The following is a 15,960-nucleotide window of genomic DNA, read 5'->3' on the forward strand; positions in this document are numbered from 1 at the left end:
GTAGTCGAAGGATCCTTCGACTACGCTCGACATTAAAGCAAACGAGGCCTTTTCGGGGCCTCGTTTGCTTTCTAATCAATATTCTTCAATTCCTCCTGGTTCTTTTTAGGAAGGCTTGCCACGATGAGATCATAGGAATCTTTTACCCAGCCAAATAGTGTTTCGCTCGGAATACTACCAGTCACACGGACTGTGTTCCAATGCTTTTTATTCATATGATAGCCGGGCTGCACGTCGGGATAAGTCGCCCTTAATTCTTCGGCTTTCTCAGGATCACATTTCACGTTGAACTGATGTCCTGCCGCATCCAAGGGCGTTAAAAGAAAGACTTTACCCATTACTTTAAATACCAGCGTATCCGGCCCGAAAGGAAGTTCTTCGGTTACGCCCGGCAATTTCAGGCAGTAATCCCGCAGTGTTTCTAAATTCATCTTGTTAAAGCTCTGATGATCATAATGATTACACAAATCAAAAACATGACGATAGAGATTCTATTAATCCCGTGCATCATGCGCAGGTTGACCGAATCCGGCGAATTAATGTCGCGTTTCCTGAAAACCCGGATGAAGTAGTAAAATACATCGCCCAGTTGAAAGTATTTTTTCATGTGGTTTTGATTTTGGCTGTTAGCTGTTAGCTGTTAGCTGTTAGCTGTTAGCTTGTTGTTATGAATCGGCTCATTAATTACTTTGATGCAACTTTCCCGGAAAGCTTAGAGCTAGTCCCTAAAAGCTAAAAGCTAAAAGCTAGTCGCTAAAAGCTAAAAGCTAAACCAATACCTCGCGCTCTTCCGGCTCTATCCACCGGCCATCTTCTCTGATCAGCCCGATCAGCTCTTCTACTGCTTTCGCGGCAGTCACTGATCGTTTGATCACTTCTTGCCCACGGTATAAAGCAATTTTATCCTTACCCATACCCACGTAACCATAATCTGCGTCGGCCATTTCGCCCGGGCCGTTTACAATGCAACCCATAATCCCGATTTTCACACCTTTTAAATGCTCGGTGTGCTTACGGATCATTGCAGTCGTTTCCTGTAAATCAAAAAGCGTTCTGCCGCAGGAAGGGCAGGAAATGTATTCTGTTTTTGACATCCTTGTCCGGGCTGCCTGTAAGATCCCGAAAGCAATGCTGTTGAATGCCGAGGCTGCTTTTAGCTTCTCCGTGCGCGTTGTTTTATCTGGAAATTCCGGCGATAACAATGTCCCGTCACCGAAGCCATCTACTAACAAACCTCCAATATCAGTTGCCGAATAAAGGGTGAGCTTGTCCCCCATATCAGACTGATAAGTCCTTTGAATGATCACAGGGACTTTTATTTTCAGTTCTGTGAGTGTATAAAAAAATCTGCGCAGTTCCGGCATTGCGTGCGCATTGTCGGTTGACAAAACCAGTACTACCCGATGATTATCACGTATTTTCTCTAAAAAGCTTTGATCAAACGAATGAATGTTGCCTTTGATAAAACTAACCGGGCTCCCGATAACATTCCCTGCCTCAATGAATTCTTCGGGACTGAGTAGCGGAAATTTGTTTTGCTTCTCAGGATGGCCTAACCATTGATTGTAATCCAACATTTCCTTCAATCCGTTCGGTAGCATAAACGGTACAGGTTGCTGGCCGGTATATATAAAATCCGCTCCCTGATCATTCATTGCCCATTTGTCGGGTACCGGCAAAAAGAAATGACCAATGCTTTTCAGATCTTCCAGTTGCTGAACATGCACATTGGAATAATCGGCAATGACCCTGGGCACATTCAGGTGGCCAATGTTATAAACCTCCTGCGTGTCGCGCCGTGTGTACTGAAAAGGGTTGATCGGGATAATTTCGACGGGTTCAATAAAGTCATGTGGCGTGCGGGAAGTGTAGCGCTCGATAAGCGCGCGGGCCACAGGTGCTTCCTTTTCAGGTGCTTCTGTTAATGATACCCGGACCGTGTCGCCGAGACCGTCTTCCAGCAGAGTACCGATTCCGACAGCGGATTTAATCCGTCCATCTTCGGCTTCACCAGCTTCGGTTACACCCAAATGCAATGGGTAAGGTTTCAAACCTTCCTCATCAAGTCTTTGGACAAGTAAGCGATATGCTTCCACCATCACCTGCGTATTGCTGGATTTCATCGACAAAACAATGTTGAAGTAGTTGAGCTCTTCACAAATGCGTAAAAATTCCAGCGCGGATTCAACCATACCGAGTGGCGTGTCACCGTACCGGCTTAATATCCGGTCAGAAAGCGAGCCGTGATTGGTACCGATCCGCATTGCCGTGCCGTATTCTTTACATATTTTGACCAAAGGAATAAATTTCTCTCTGATCCTCTCTAATTCTGCTGCGTAAGAAGCATCTGTATAATCAATGACCTCGAAACGCTTGCGATCGGCATAGTTACCGGGATTGATCCTGACTTTTTCAACGATCCTGGCCGCAAGCTCGGCAGCATTGGGTGTAAAATGAATGTCTGCAATAAGTGGGACATGAATACCCAGCTTATGCAGACCATTGCGGATATTTTCAAGATTCTGTGCTTCCTTGACGCTTGGCGCCGTGATCCTGACATATTCACAACCCGATTCCACCATCCTGATCACTTCGTCAATGGAGCCTTGGGTGTCCATCGTGTCAACCGTGGTCATCGATTGTACCCGGATCGGGTAGTCGGAGCCCATTGGAAGGTCGCCGATGTTGATGGTAATCGTTTTACGCCTTGTATATGCTGTCAGGGAAGGACAGTAGAGATTTGTTTTTCTTTCGGAAGCTGTTATTACTGACATGGAATGATCATTGAGATCCATAATGTATGCAAAGGTCTTAAAACAAAAACACAATCGGAATTACAATCGTGCATTTAATAACCTAGCCCTCGATCCTGGTTCCCGAATCCACGGTAATGATATAACTTTTGCCTCCCTGTTTTTCAATAGCCTCTGCCACTTCTGCTGCGCGGGAAGGTGCATACACAAACATACATCCGCCACCGCCGGATCCATTAATTTTCCCACCCAATGCTCCTGCACTAAGCGCTGCATTCATCATGCGCTCTATTTTAGGAGTAGAGGTTCTTTTATGGTCACGCAGGTTTTTGTAATGCTTGTAAAGCAGTTCACCAAAATGAGTGTCAAACTGTTCATTAACAGGTGTATGGATACTTTGCGTTAACAGTGCTTTACCTTCCAGTAATATGTCTCTATCCTCTACATTAGCACGCAACAGGCTCAACTCGTCATCGGAAAGCAGCGCTTTGTAATCAATGGTTTTTTCAAACGGAGTAGTGAAAATGGAAAACTCCGGATCGTAGGCAGTAACCTTTCTGATCACATCTTCCATACCATAGCGGCAGCGCGACAGTATGCCCAATGTATCTTTAGGTTCCAATGAATCGCCGAGTACGAATGTGCCCAGCTTTGGCGTGAGCGCTTCTACTTTAATGATTGGAGTTGATTCCAGATAGATCACATTCCCGATGGCAGTGGAGTAATGGTCCATCATACCGCCGGGCTCCCCGAATTCGAGGACTTCGGCCGCATTGGCAATTTCTCCCAGTTCTTTTTGAGAGAAATTGAATGGATTATCACTCATTTTATCGAGAAAATGAGCCCAGGAAACAATGAGTGCGGATGAGCTGGAAGTACCCGAATTGATCGGGATATTTCCATGGATCACACATTCAAAACCCTTCGAAAACGAAAGGCCTTTCCTTTTTAAAACATTGACAGTACTGCGGAAATAATCTCTCTGGATCACATAAGGAAATGTGTCACGTAGAGAAAATTCCTCTTTTAAACCTAAATCAGGTAAATGCAGGATTATTTTATCATCGTCGCGATATTCGCCGTCAATACTTATTCTTCGCGAGATGGCCGCCGCTATTACCGGTAACCCAAGGTAATCCTGATGTTCACCAAATAAACAAATGCGGCCGGGAGTCGAAATCCTCATGAACTACCAGCTTTTCTTTTTATGACCAACAAGGCCGAAATACAATATGAAAAAATACAATGGTACCATTACCCAATAGGCTTTTTGCGTGCTGCCGATTGAGTCAGCGATCCCTCCGTAAACAAGAGGCAGGACAGCACCACCTGAAATACCCATTACCAACAGGGCAGAGGCAATTTTGGTGAATTTTCCTAAACCACTTAGCGCCAAAGGCCATAATGCAGGCCAGATTACTGCATTGGCGAAACCAAGCACCGCAATGCACATAACCGATGTAAAGCCAGTTGTGAAAATTGCAGCAACTGTAACCGCAAAGCCCAGCACGGAGGAAAAAATCATATAAGCCTGCTGCGAAACAAATTTAGGAATCAACACAATCCCAAGCACATAACCGAACATCATGCCTCCCAATGTGTAAGCTCCAAAAACCCGCGCTTCGTTCTCAGGAATCCCCAAAGAAACACCGTAATTGATGATTGTGTCCGCTGCAATAACTTCAACACCCACATAGCAAAACAATGCAAGTACGCCCAAAACAAGGTTGGGATATTGAAAAACAGAGGTTTTTTGTGTACTAAGCTGACCTGTTGCCGATGTTTCCTCTTCTTCTTCACTCACTTCTACCAGGCCTTTTGAAAGCCTGATTACGACTGCAAGCACAACCAGAACTCCGGTCAAAATCAGATAAGGAACAACCACTTTGTCAAGCTCTTCTTTGGGGTCGGTTGAACTTGCACCCGCCAAAAGCAATTTTCCAATAATGATCTGGCTGATAATCCCAGCTCCTTTATTGGCGATTCCCATGACGCTGATCCGCTGCGCTGCGCTCTCGCGCGGCCCGAGCAATGTTGCATAGGGGTTTGAGGCAGTCTGCAAAACGGTTAACCCGATTCCAATCGTGAATAAACCTACCAAAAAGACGGGGTAGGAAGCCATTTCGGCTGCTGGAATGAAGATCAATGTTCCGGCAGCCATAACCAGCAAGGCCAGCGACATACCATTTTTGAAACCTGTCTTTTTTACAACATAAGAGCAGGGGATCGCCATGATCGTATAAGAAATGAAAAAGGCGAATGTCACCAGATACGAACTGGTATTGTCAAGAGAGAAAGCTTTTTTGAAGAAGGTAATCAGCGTTCCGTTTACCCAAGTGATGAACCCCATCACGAAAAATATTACGCCGATAATGAAGAGAGGGCCTAGATAATTGTTCTTTTTGCTCATTTAAGTGATCGTTAGTTGGGTTGTTTTCGGGTGTTAATTATGATTTATTAATATGTTATCAGGTATAGTACTCAATATTCGTCATTCAGGCCAAAGATGCGCTTGTTTGTTTTCCATTTGCCTCTTGTGAAGTCAGGAATTTCGACCGGCGAGCTGCCTCTGGCGATTGACATTTCTGACAAGGGACTGATAGCGCTCCAAACAGCCGCATCATAAACATCAATCGGCGGCGCTGTTTTTCTTTTAATTGATTCGACAAAACCTCTCAGTACAAAATAATCAATGCCGCCGTGGCCTGCATTTTCAGCTTCGCTGGCGTATTTCTTCCAAAGCGGATGGTCATTTTTATCAAGATAGGGCTTGTCGGGTTCGGATGTGTGTTCTTTGGGAGAAACGCCTTCGAGATAAATACTATGTCCATCGTTCATCCAGATCCCCTCGGTCCCCTGTGCGCGGAACGCCAGCGAATAGTGGCGCGGCGAATTGGTATCGTGGACTAACACGATATTTTCGCCATTATGGCACTGGATTACGGTCGTTACTATATCGCCCAGTTTGAAATTTACCTTCGCATTGGGATGATCTTTGCCGCCGTGATCTACTATATATTTATGTAGTCCCCTCGATTTGGTAGAAGTAGAGGTCAGATAGGTAAAGCAATTGCCGCGGTTGATATCCATCCAATGTGCTACCGGGCCAAGACCGTGAGTAGGGTAAATATCACCATTACGGTCTACTGAATGCTGTGTGCGCCACTTGGCTTCCGAAAAACCTTTTTCGCCAAATTCGACACCGTAGCCTTCATTACTTTTACCATTATTAAGTTTGATTCCCCGCAAGTCGTGCTGGTAACCGCAATGTGCGTACGTCATTTCACCAAACATTCCTTCACGGATCATTTTGAGGACGGCCATCACATCGCGCCGGTAGCATACATTTTCCAGGATCATGCAATGCGAGCCGGTCTTTTCGAAGGTATTAACCAGGTCCCATGATTCTTGCAAAGTGACTGTGGCTGAAACTTCTACGGCTGCATATTTGCCTGCATTCATGGCAGCCAGTGCCATAGGAACATGCCATTGCCATGGAGTAGCGATCAATATGCCATCCAGATCATCCCTTTTGACCAGGTTCAAAAAATCTTCATCCCCTTTGGAATAAACCACAGGCGCTTTCCGGCCTGCTTTCTTTATTTTATCCAACGTAAAGTTGATGGCCGAACTGTCAATATCACAAATGGCGTTTATTTCAATGTCGGGGCGGAAAAGTGCCTGTTCTACATGGTTACGTCCACGTAGCCCAACTCCTATGAATCCCAGACGAACTTTATCGGCTACTTTTTCTTCTTTTAAATGTATTGAAGGCAGGATTCCTATGGCAGGGCCCGCCAGCGCAGCTTTTTGAATAAAATTACGTCTATCCATAAATTATCTGTTAATAAGGTTTAGGAAGGAGCGCGGAAAAGGCAGTGCATTCCCGACAGTCCAAGTTCGCAATTTACATGCAATAACGAGATTTTTAAATTTTTTTATTAATTAAAATTTAAAGCATTATTCTTGCTTCTTCCAATCATTTCAGAATGTGATGAACAAATTCGTTCTTTACAGCGTTACCCCAAAGCAAGTGACTCCAAAGCGGGCATTTCATGCAGGCTCGACGACTTTAAATGTGTTGGACACAAACTTTGTAACGACATTTAAGGCAATTTTAAATTTAAGTGTTTAAAATATGGCGCAAAAGGTGGCGGTGTTCCGGAAGGAACATTTCAATGCGGCTCACCGTCTTCATAATCCAGGATGGACGGACGAGAAAAACAGCGAGGTATTCGGTAAATGTAACAATCCCAATTTTCACGGACACAATTATGAATTGATCGTGCAGGTGACGGGAGAGCTCAACCCGGAAACTGGCTATGTGATAGACATGAAGATTCTCAGTTCCATATTAAAGGAGTTTGTCCTCGACCGGTTTGATCACAAAAATCTCAATCTGGATGTACCGGAATTTAAAAATCTGAATCCCTCTGCTGAAAACATAGCGATCGTTATCTATTCAATCCTAAGAACTAAAATTGATTCAGGCCTCGCCCTGAAAGTCAGATTATATGAAACAGAACGGAACTTTGTCGAATATCCCGTTGACTGACAACGTTGATATTGAAGAGATTGGCGATGATCACTTATTTTCATCCATCGAAACCCCTATGCGTAAAGATGCCTTTGCCATGGAGGATGAAACAAAAATGGAGCTGATTGAAAAGCATTTTCGTCACATTATGGAGATCATGGGCCTGGATATGACCGACGATAGCCTGAGAGGAACTCCGAAGCGTGTTGCCAAAATGTTTATCAAAGAGGTTTTCAGCGGGTTGGATCCTAAGAATAAACCAGCGGTAACGCTTTTTGAAAATAAATATAAGTATGACCAGATGCTGGTGGAGAAAGATATTTCTGTCTTTTCAAACTGTGAGCATCATTTTGTGCCGATCTACGGAAAGGCGCATGTTGCGTATATATCAAGCGGAAAAGTGATCGGGCTTTCCAAATTAAACAGGATCGTTGAATATTTTGCCAAAAGACCTCAGGTTCAGGAAAGGCTCACCGTGCAGATTGCCAATGAATTGAAACAAGCTTTACAAACTGAAGACATTGCAGTGGTGATCGACGCGCAGCATATGTGCGTACAATCCCGTGGGATCCGCGATTCAGGCAGCTCTACCGTTACTGCTTATTATGGTGGTAAATTCCTGGAAGAGGCAACCAAGAAGGAGTTTTTGAGTTATCTGGGAATGTAGTGAGAGTTTGGCGTAGTCTCAGACTACGTCCGAGTGTTATCGGTCTCTGGCCGCTGGCTAAATGTTAGTGTACGTACCGGTCGGAGACCGGCTTTCGCATGGACGTAGTCGGAGACTACGCCAAACTTCATATCAGCCAATGATAGCCACAAAATGACGACACCTGACCAAACATGACAATAAATGTCGAGTGTAGTCAGGTGTTGTCAAATATTGTTAGTAACTAAAAATTAAACCGTCGGCCCTACACGTTCCAGCAACGCCTTCGTCGCCTTAATCCCTTCATACTCCGAAAGCTTGCTTCCTTCATATTCGATACCGGCGATTCCTTTGAAGCCGCTGTCTTTTACGATTTTAAGTATCTTAGTGTAGTCTGTTTCGATACAGTTTCCTTTTTCGTCGAAGTCATAAGTTTTAGCACTCACACCTTTCGCGAATGGCATCAATTCCTGCGTTCCCTGATATCTGTCGTAAGATTCTGCGCAGCCACCGTCTTTTCTGGTGATACAGAAATTTCCGAAGTCAGGAAGCGTTCCTACGTTTTTAAGATTAACCTGCTTCATCACATCTGACAACCATTTGCCATTTGACGATGAGCCGCCGTGATTTTCGACAATTACATTGATACCTGTTTTTTTAGCGAATTCACCCAGTTTACCCAGTCCTTCAACCGCCGCTTTGGCGACTTCTTCATTGGTGCCTTTTCCGAACGCATTCACGCGGATGGTCTTGCAACCCAGATATTTCGCCGCTTCAACCCATTTGTAGTGGTTTTCAACCGCTTTATTACGAACTGCAGCATCCAACTCTCCCAAACCGCCTTCGCCATCAATCATGATCAGATGGGCAGAAACGCCGTTATCTTTTTGTCTTTTGATCAAATCGTTCAAATAGGTTTTGTCTTCGGCTTTGTCTTTGAAAAACTGGTTAACGTACTCAACAATGGAGATTCCGAATTCTTTTTTCGCTAATTCAGGGAAGTCGAGATTGGTCAGTTTTTTTGCAAAAAGCGCTTTGTGCAAAGACCATTCTGCCAAAGAAATATCAAACCATAATTTTTTAGCAGCAGGCTCGGCAAACAGATCGGTAAAAGTAGTAGCGGCCAGTGCGGCAGCTCCTGCTTGTTTAATAAAATCGCGTCGGGAAAAATACATTGTGGTTAGAATTTAGATTTATGTTTACTCTTGAATGTGAATTTTTGCTTCGTTATACAGCTTTTCATTTTTCACCAGGCTTGCTGCCGTCCATTCGATGTCCTGTATAAATGCGTGTTGCCGTACCGGACAATCGTCGATTTTGCAAAAGTAGCAACATTGGAACAGGCAAGGGTCCGCGTGGACAAAAATTTCCGTTTCCCCGGAATTACTCGCTTTTAAGGTGTTTTCAAAGTCGTGGATCGTTTCATGCACTTTTTGCAGTTCCCAATAATAAGGTAGCGTCAAATGGCAGTCTACATGAAGATCAGAGCCATATTGCTGAACTCTGAGGTTATGAACGTCGATCCATTCAGATTTCTTGTGGTCTCGAAGGGTTTGTACCACTTTTTCAAGCAGGGTTTCGTCGCTCGCGTCCATGAGGCCTGCGACCGATTTACTCACCAATTGAAATCCATTGAATGCTAGAAAAACACCAAAAAACAATGAAGCGACGCTATCGATCCAGGCGTATCCTGTCAACAAAATCAGCCCCACGCTCAGAATCAGCATTACGCTACTGATACTATCCGACATTAAATGTCGTCCATCTGCAATGAGGGCGAGTGAATTCACTCTTTTGCCTTCGGAAAGCAGCTTATAACCAATGGCCGTGTTGACCAGAATTGTAAAAAGGATAAATCCCGAACCTTGCGCCAGATTTTGGATAGGAGCGGGGTCCATTAAGCGCTGGACTGCCTCAATGCTAATAAAAAGAGACGCAATGATAATGAGTGCGCCTTCAAATCCTGCGGAAAAAAATTCTACTTTCCCGTGACCGTACGGGTGGTTCCGATCTTTGGGCTGAGATGAAAGGTAAATGCTGTAAAATGCAAAACCACTGGCAATTACATTGATAATGGATTCCAAAGCATCGCTCAGGATAGCATTGGAAGACGTGAGATAATAGGCAAAAAACTTCAAACCTGTCAGCACGATGCTGGCTACAAAAGACAGCAGGATAAGACGTTGTTTGAGCTTATTTTGGTTTATTTGCATTTGGGAGTTGTCATTCAGAGGTCAAAAATACTAAGAAAATGCGGGTTATAACCACAGAAAATAATTGGAAAACACTTTCTTCCGAAACCGTATATGAAAACGCCTGGCTGGAACTCAGTCACCGTGACGTCATTAACCCGTCCGGTAATAAGGGTATTTATGGTTTGGTAAAATTCAAAAATCAGGCCATTGGTGTGATCCCGATTGACGAGGAAGGGAATATTTATCTGGTAGGCCAGTTCCGGTATGCGATCGACGAATATTCCTGGGAAATTCCGGAAGGCGGCGGGATGCTCGGAGCAGATCCATTGGATGCAGCAAAACGAGAACTAAAAGAAGAAACGGGTTTGGTTGCGGCAAAATGGACCAAACTGGCCAGAATTCATACTTCTAACTCTGCTACCAACGAAGAAGGTTTTCTCTACATCGCCGAGGAGCTTACGCAAATGGACGCGGAACCGGAGGATACCGAGGATTTGCAGGTCAAAAAAATACCTTTAAAGGACGCGGTGGATATGGTGATGCGATCGGAAATCACGGATTCTCTTTCGGTATGTGCCATTTTGATGACTGCACGGCAGAAAGGTATCTGATATGCTGCAATCACTTTTTTACGGGACGCTGACCGGGATCGCATTGTGCCTCACATTTGGCACCGTTTTTTTTTCATTGGTTCAAAACAGCGTGGACAATGGCTACCGCACGGGCATCAAGATCGCCTTCGGGGTCTTTGTCTGCGACATCATCTTCGTCTTTTTCGCCATTTTCGGTACCGCATTGTTACCCGACATTCCTGATTTCAAAAAATGGATGGCGGCGGCAGGGGTGGTGTTTTTGATAGTATTAGGCCTTAATAACCTCGTCCGGGGCCAGCCCAAGATCGCTTACCCGCAAACGCGCTTCGGTAATCTGCTTTATTACTTTACAACAGGCTTTTTGCTGAATGGCTTGAATCCCGTCAATTTTATAAGCTGGGTAACCATCGCTTCCTATATACGTACCAACCTGCATTATAACCTGAACCAGGTGATATTGTTTTTTTCAGCCAGTGTAATAGTCGTTTTTCTGGTAGAAAGTGCGATTGCCGTATACGCGCACCGGTTGAAAAGGATCTTCACGCCGCGGGTAGTGACCTTATTTAACAAAACGACAGGCGTGGTTTTTATCCTCATCGCCTGTCAGATCGCTTATACTAATTTCTTCAAGTAATGTCGCTATTCAATGTAGCCATTGGTTTTCAAAAATCCTTTCCAGTCATCGATCAGGAAGTTTTTGAAAACCCTTGGGAATTTGTGCTGTCCGCCCATTTTGCCTTTTGATTTCATCCAATCATAAAAAGCCTGATTAGGAAGAACGGTCACCAGTACCTCCTGCAATGCGTGTCGTCGTTCGACGGCGTAATCATCGTTCAGTTCCGCCAGTTTCGCATCCAGTTTTTTCCTTAATTGCGCTACATCCACATCTTTTTCCTCTACGCCGATGTACCATTGGTGTGCGAACATGGTACCATATTCCACGCCACAAACTGTAAATTCTTTCACGGTTAAACCCATTTCATCAGACACCAGGTCAACAGCTTTATTCATATTATCGACAGACAAATGCTCTCCGCAAAGGCTCAGGTAATGCTTAGTTCGGCCGGTAATGACAATTTCTCCTTTGGTTTTATCGACAAACTTAATAGTATCTCCAATCAGATATCGCCAGGCACCTGCACAGGTTGACATCAGTAGTGCATACTCTTTTCCTTCCTCCACCTGGTCCACCATCAATGTTTCAGGGTTGGGCTGCAGTGTTCCGTCTGAGTCGAAATTAGCCTCATTGAAAGGGATAAATTCAAAAAACAGCCCATTGTCACACACCAGCTCCATTCCCTGGGCTCCCGGCCGGGTCTGGTAGGCGATAAATCCTTCGGATGCCAGGTATGTATTAATGTAAATCAATGGTCGGGCGAGGAGCTTTTCAAATCCCTTTCGATAGGGTTCAAAAGAAACACCGCCATGTGCAAATACCTGCAAATTGGGCCAGATGTCATGAATGGTTTTAACTTTATAATGAGCGATGATCTTCTCCATCAAAAGCTGTATCCAGGCCGGCACGCCCACGATGAAACCAATGTCCCATTCATGCGCTTGCTTGGTAATTTCTTCCAGTTTGAGTCCCCAGTCTTTTTGCGCTGCTATTTTTTCGCCGGGCTTGTAGTATGGCCTGAACCAGTAGGGGATCTGCTTGGCCTGAATCCCGCTCAGGTCGCCTTCAAAATGCTTATCCTGATTGTTCAGATTTGTACTACCTCCGAGCATCAGGAAACCCTTTTCATACAGGTCGTTTGGTAGGTCTTTATAATGTCCGAGCGAGAGGATCTGGCGTATGCTGGTTTTCTGCATTGCGCGCGACATCGCTTTGGTAACTGGAATGTGCTTGGTGGCAGCCTCTGAGGTGCCTGAGCTCAATGCATAGTATTTGATCTGTCCCGGCCAGCAAATGTCCTTTTCGCCTTCAAGCGATTTATTCCACCATTCGTTAAAAATCCGGTTGTAATCGAAAACGGGGACGGAGCGCTTGTATAGTTCGTAGAATGCCCCTTTTTCACCAAAAAGAATAGACGAAAGCAATTCGTCGAAGTTATATTTTTCGCCAAACTCCGTGTACCGGGCTTTGGCCAGTAATTTTGCGAGCGTTTTTTTTTGCTGTTGATGCAGCCCCGCTTTTCTTCTGTTAGCAACAATGTTGCTGAAATGAATGCCTTTTTTTAATAAACTGCCTACTAATGCCATAGCTGATTTTAATTATAAATCCCAGGTTGATAGCTGTTTTAGTGCTTCATACTCTGTCAGATCATATTGACACGGGACCACCGAGATATAGTTGTTATCAAGTGCCCAGACATCGGTATCTTCTTTCTCTGTATCGAAATTGACGAATTCACCCGCCATCCAAAGGTAGCCCCGTCCGTTGGGATCCACCCGGTAATCAAATTTTTCCTGCCATTTGGCATGCGCCTGTCGGCATATCTTAACTCCCCGGATCGGCAAGTCTGTTTTCTGAGGAATATTCACATTTAACGCAACCCCTCTCGGTACCCCATTTTTCAAGGCTGTCTCGGTAATAGACTTGATAAACGGGATAGCATGACTGAAATCAGCGTCTTCCCGGAAATCGCACAATGAAAAACCAATGGCCGGAATGCCTTCAATCGCCGCCTCAATCGCTGCCGACATGGTACCCGAATAAAGCACGCTGATCGAGCTGTTGCTGCCGTGATTGATACCACTTACCACCAGATCAGGCTTACGATCCTGCAAAACATAATTTTTAGCCAGTTTTACACAATCCGCAGGTGTTCCCGAGCATTCATATTCTACTACATTTTCAAAAATATGGGTGGAATAAAGTCTCAAAGGTTCACCTATCGTGATAGCATGTCCCATTCCCGACTGTGGGCTGTTAGGCGCTACCACAACGACTTCTCCCAGGGTTTGCATGGCTTCTACCAGTGTTAGGATTCCTTTTGATGTTATACCATCATCGTTTGTAACTAAAATAAGGGGTTTCATATATTTCTACTTATCGAAATGTGAGCCTGGCGTTAATGTCAGGTCGTCGACGAAGTATGGTGGTTTTTAGGTTAATAAATATTTATTTGCAGTTTTAAGTGTCAAATTTAAGCAATATGCCATCATTCACAATAAAGCATGCAACCGTTGAAGACATCCCGGTGATCATTTCGGTGCAGGAAAAAACCTGGGAACCTACTTACAGTGACATTCTTAGCAAGGAGCAAATTGATTATATGTTCGAAAAAATATATTCATTTGAATCCCTAAAAAATCAAATGACGGTTGCCGGGCATCATTTTATGATCCTGCTCAATCAGGATCAGCCTGAGGGCTTCGTTTCCGTTTCAGAAGATGAACTTGGAAAGTTCAAATTACATAAAATATATGTACTTCCGGCTACCCAGGGTTCCGGCGCGGGGAAATATCTCCTGAATGAAACGGAAAATTATGTCAGGTCTGTCGGGGGGAAAGTCCTGGTTTTAAATGTTAATAAATATAACAAGGCCAAGACATTCTATGAACGAATGGGTTTCCAGGTTACCGGCGAACAGGACATTCCGATTGGTCCGTACTGGATGAATGATTTTATTCTTGAAAAAGAACTGAAGTGAGCATCAAGCCGGTTCAGTTCTTTGAGCAAGCTTCATTTTCTTCAGGTTCTTTTTCTGACTTTTCAGTCCCTGCGAAGGATGGTAATGGTTACTCTGGCTCACATAATAGCCGGTACCATCATACGTGCGCTTGCCCGGGTGCGCCTTGCATTCGGGAGAGCATGCGCCCTCCATTGCCTCGCCGCATTGATGGCATACTGGCACATGCGTGTTACATTCCGCATTCGCGCAGTTGATCATCCGGTCGCAGGGTTCATCGCAAACGTAGCATTTTGAGATCACCGTCGGGTTAACAGAATTGACATCGACCGTGATCCGGTTGTCGAAAACATAGCATTTACCGTCAAAATTCTCGCCACCCTCTTCCAGTCCATAGCGGATAATGCCGCCGTGCAATTGGTACACATCGGTAAAGCCCTGATCGAGCAGGTAGGCACTCGCTTTTTCACATTTAATACCGCCGGTGCAATAGGTAACGATCTTTTTGTCCTTCAAATGCTCGATCTCATGCACATGGTCGGGCAGCTCACGCAGGTTATGCATGTCAAAAGTGATCGCATTTTTGAACTTGCCGACTTCATGTTCGTAATCCGAACGCATATCCACCAGCACCACATCAGGATCATTGATTAGTTTTTTGAACTCGGAAGGTTCCAGATGCTTGCCGGTGCGAACCAGCGGGTTTACGTGAAGATCAGAGTTAACGATCTCGTCTTTCACGCGCACATGCAATTTTTGAAATGCTACCTGGTCATGTTCTTCTATTTTAAACTGAACGTCCTGAAAGCGCTCGTCAGAGCGGACGTAGTTCATATATGCCTCACAATCTTCCGGCGTGCCCGAAACGGTTCCGTTCAATCCTTCGGGAGCAATGATGATCCTGCCGAGCAAATTATTTTCAACACAAAACAAATGGTGCTCGTCGCGATAGGTTTCAGTATCGGCGATGGTAGCGTAGTAATAATATAGAATAACCCTGAAAGGCTTCATTGATGTAACTTTTAATGTCAGTAGGATAGAAAAAAGACAATATTCTGCGCGGATCTTTTCTCCAAATCAGTCGCAAATATACGAATAACCGTTCTTTAACGAAAATCAAAAAATAGGACTTTGGTCAGGACTGACTATTCAGCGAAATCTATATTTTTGCAGCTGCTCATCTTCTTTCACTTCACGCATTTATCTCATGCACATAGCTATCATTGGTAACATTGGCGCCGGAAAAACTACGCTTACCCAAATGTTGGGTGAATATTACAAGTGGGATGTGATGTATGAAGCCGTGGAGGGAAATCCATATCTCGCTGATTTTTACCAGGATATGGATCGTTGGGCATTTAATTTGCAGATCTTTTTTCTTAATAACCGTTTTGCTCAGGTACAGAAGATCAGGGCGACGACCTATTCCACCATTATCCAGGACAGGACGATCTACGAAGACGCCTTTATCTTCGCCCGGAATCTCCGCGAGTCGGGTGTGATGACCGAGCGGGATTACCAAACCTACCTTCTGCTGTTTGAATCCATTATCCGCACCGTTTCCCAGCCGGATCTGCTCATCTATTTGAAAGCCGACATTCCCAAACTGGTTTCGCAGATTAAAAAGCGTGGTCGCGACTTCGAAGCGGACATTTCAACCG

The 15,960-nt window shown here is 44.6% G+C and carries 17 protein-coding genes; 6 read left to right on the forward strand and 11 right to left on the reverse strand.

The window, feature by feature from the left end:
* Positions 1–71: 71 nt before the first annotated feature.
* From ABIO93_RS02310 to ABIO93_RS02335, 6 genes are all read right to left on the reverse strand, one after another.
* Positions 72–431: an MmcQ/YjbR family DNA-binding protein gene (locus ABIO93_RS02310; RefSeq protein ID WP_348063994.1), complete on the reverse strand. Its 360-nt coding sequence runs from the start codon at positions 429–431 to the stop codon at positions 72–74.
* Complete coding sequence (locus ABIO93_RS02315) at positions 428–607, reverse strand: DUF6728 family protein (RefSeq protein WP_348063996.1); 180 nt, start codon at positions 605–607, stop codon at positions 428–430. The genes ABIO93_RS02310 and ABIO93_RS02315 overlap by 4 nt, the downstream gene beginning before the upstream one ends.
* Positions 608–767: 160 nt before the next feature.
* Positions 768–2,774: a (E)-4-hydroxy-3-methylbut-2-enyl-diphosphate synthase gene (gene ispG, locus ABIO93_RS02320; protein WP_348063998.1), complete on the reverse strand. Its 2,007-nt coding sequence runs from the start codon at positions 2,772–2,774 to the stop codon at positions 768–770.
* Positions 2,775–2,856: 82 nt separating this feature from the next.
* Complete coding sequence (locus tag ABIO93_RS02325; RefSeq protein WP_348064000.1) at positions 2,857–3,939, reverse strand: galactokinase family protein; 1,083 nt, start codon at positions 3,937–3,939, stop codon at positions 2,857–2,859.
* Positions 3,940–3,942: 3 nt separating this feature from the next.
* Entirely contained in the window at positions 3,943–5,163 is a 1,221-nt protein-coding gene (locus ABIO93_RS02330; protein ID WP_348064002.1) for a sugar MFS transporter, read from the reverse strand.
* A gap of 71 nt (positions 5,164–5,234) precedes the next feature.
* Positions 5,235–6,587 carry a Gfo/Idh/MocA family oxidoreductase gene (locus ABIO93_RS02335; protein WP_348064004.1) on the reverse strand — a complete coding sequence of 451 codons (1,353 nt, stop codon included), beginning with the start codon at positions 6,585–6,587 and terminating at the stop codon, positions 5,235–5,237.
* A 304-nt stretch (positions 6,588–6,891) separates the two neighbouring features.
* Here ABIO93_RS02335 and ABIO93_RS02340 point away from each other — a divergent pair, with 304 nt between their 5' ends.
* Positions 6,892–7,308, forward strand: a complete 417-nt coding sequence (locus ABIO93_RS02340) for a 6-carboxytetrahydropterin synthase (protein WP_348064006.1) — start codon at positions 6,892–6,894, stop codon at positions 7,306–7,308.
* Positions 7,268–7,957, forward strand: coding sequence for a GTP cyclohydrolase I FolE (folE, locus tag ABIO93_RS02345; RefSeq protein WP_348064008.1), 690 nt, complete (start codon positions 7,268–7,270; stop codon positions 7,955–7,957). The genes ABIO93_RS02340 and folE overlap by 41 nt, the downstream gene beginning before the upstream one ends.
* 230 nt (positions 7,958–8,187) lie before the next feature.
* Here folE and ABIO93_RS02350 read toward each other — a convergent pair whose 3' ends face one another.
* Positions 8,188–9,111, reverse strand: coding sequence for a sugar phosphate isomerase/epimerase family protein (locus tag ABIO93_RS02350; RefSeq protein WP_348064010.1), 924 nt, complete (start codon positions 9,109–9,111; stop codon positions 8,188–8,190).
* 24 nt (positions 9,112–9,135) lie between these two features.
* Positions 9,136–10,149, reverse strand: coding sequence for a cation diffusion facilitator family transporter (locus ABIO93_RS02355; protein WP_348064012.1), 1,014 nt, complete (start codon positions 10,147–10,149; stop codon positions 9,136–9,138).
* A 38-nt stretch (positions 10,150–10,187) separates the two neighbouring features.
* Between ABIO93_RS02355 and ABIO93_RS02360 the strand changes: the two genes are divergently transcribed.
* The gene (locus tag ABIO93_RS02360) at positions 10,188–10,742 is read left to right on the forward strand and encodes an NUDIX hydrolase (RefSeq protein WP_348064014.1); all 555 of its coding nucleotides are present in this window, start codon (positions 10,188–10,190) and stop codon (positions 10,740–10,742) included.
* A gap of 1 nt (position 10,743) precedes the next feature.
* A complete protein-coding gene (locus tag ABIO93_RS02365; protein WP_348064016.1) occupies positions 10,744–11,358 on the forward strand; it encodes a LysE family translocator in 615 nt (204 codons plus the stop codon).
* A 5-nt stretch (positions 11,359–11,363) separates the two neighbouring features.
* Here ABIO93_RS02365 and ABIO93_RS02370 read toward each other — a convergent pair whose 3' ends face one another.
* Positions 11,364–12,926 (reverse strand): GH3 auxin-responsive promoter family protein, encoded by a 1,563-nt coding sequence (locus ABIO93_RS02370; RefSeq protein WP_348064018.1) that lies wholly within the window; start codon positions 12,924–12,926, stop codon positions 11,364–11,366.
* 12 nt (positions 12,927–12,938) lie between these two features.
* The gene (gene surE / locus ABIO93_RS02375) at positions 12,939–13,706 is read right to left on the reverse strand and encodes a 5'/3'-nucleotidase SurE (protein WP_348064020.1); all 768 of its coding nucleotides are present in this window, start codon (positions 13,704–13,706) and stop codon (positions 12,939–12,941) included.
* A gap of 116 nt (positions 13,707–13,822) precedes the next feature.
* Between surE and ABIO93_RS02380 the strand changes: the two genes are divergently transcribed.
* Entirely contained in the window at positions 13,823–14,320 is a 498-nt protein-coding gene (locus ABIO93_RS02380) for a GNAT family N-acetyltransferase (RefSeq protein ID WP_348064022.1), read from the forward strand.
* A 3-nt stretch (positions 14,321–14,323) separates the two neighbouring features.
* On the opposite strand, the gene ABIO93_RS02385 is transcribed toward ABIO93_RS02380, so the two are convergent.
* Complete coding sequence (locus ABIO93_RS02385) at positions 14,324–15,310, reverse strand: rhodanese-related sulfurtransferase (protein ID WP_348064024.1); 987 nt, start codon at positions 15,308–15,310, stop codon at positions 14,324–14,326.
* 196 nt (positions 15,311–15,506) lie between these two features.
* On the opposite strand from ABIO93_RS02385, the gene ABIO93_RS02390 reads away from it, so the two are divergent.
* Positions 15,507–15,960, forward strand: a 454-nt coding sequence (locus ABIO93_RS02390; RefSeq protein ID WP_348064026.1) for a deoxynucleoside kinase, incomplete at its 3' end; no start/stop codon positions are given.

Source organism: Dyadobacter sp. (genome assembly GCF_039919315.1).
Taxonomy (GTDB): Bacteria; Bacteroidota; Bacteroidia; order Cytophagales; family Spirosomataceae; genus Dyadobacter.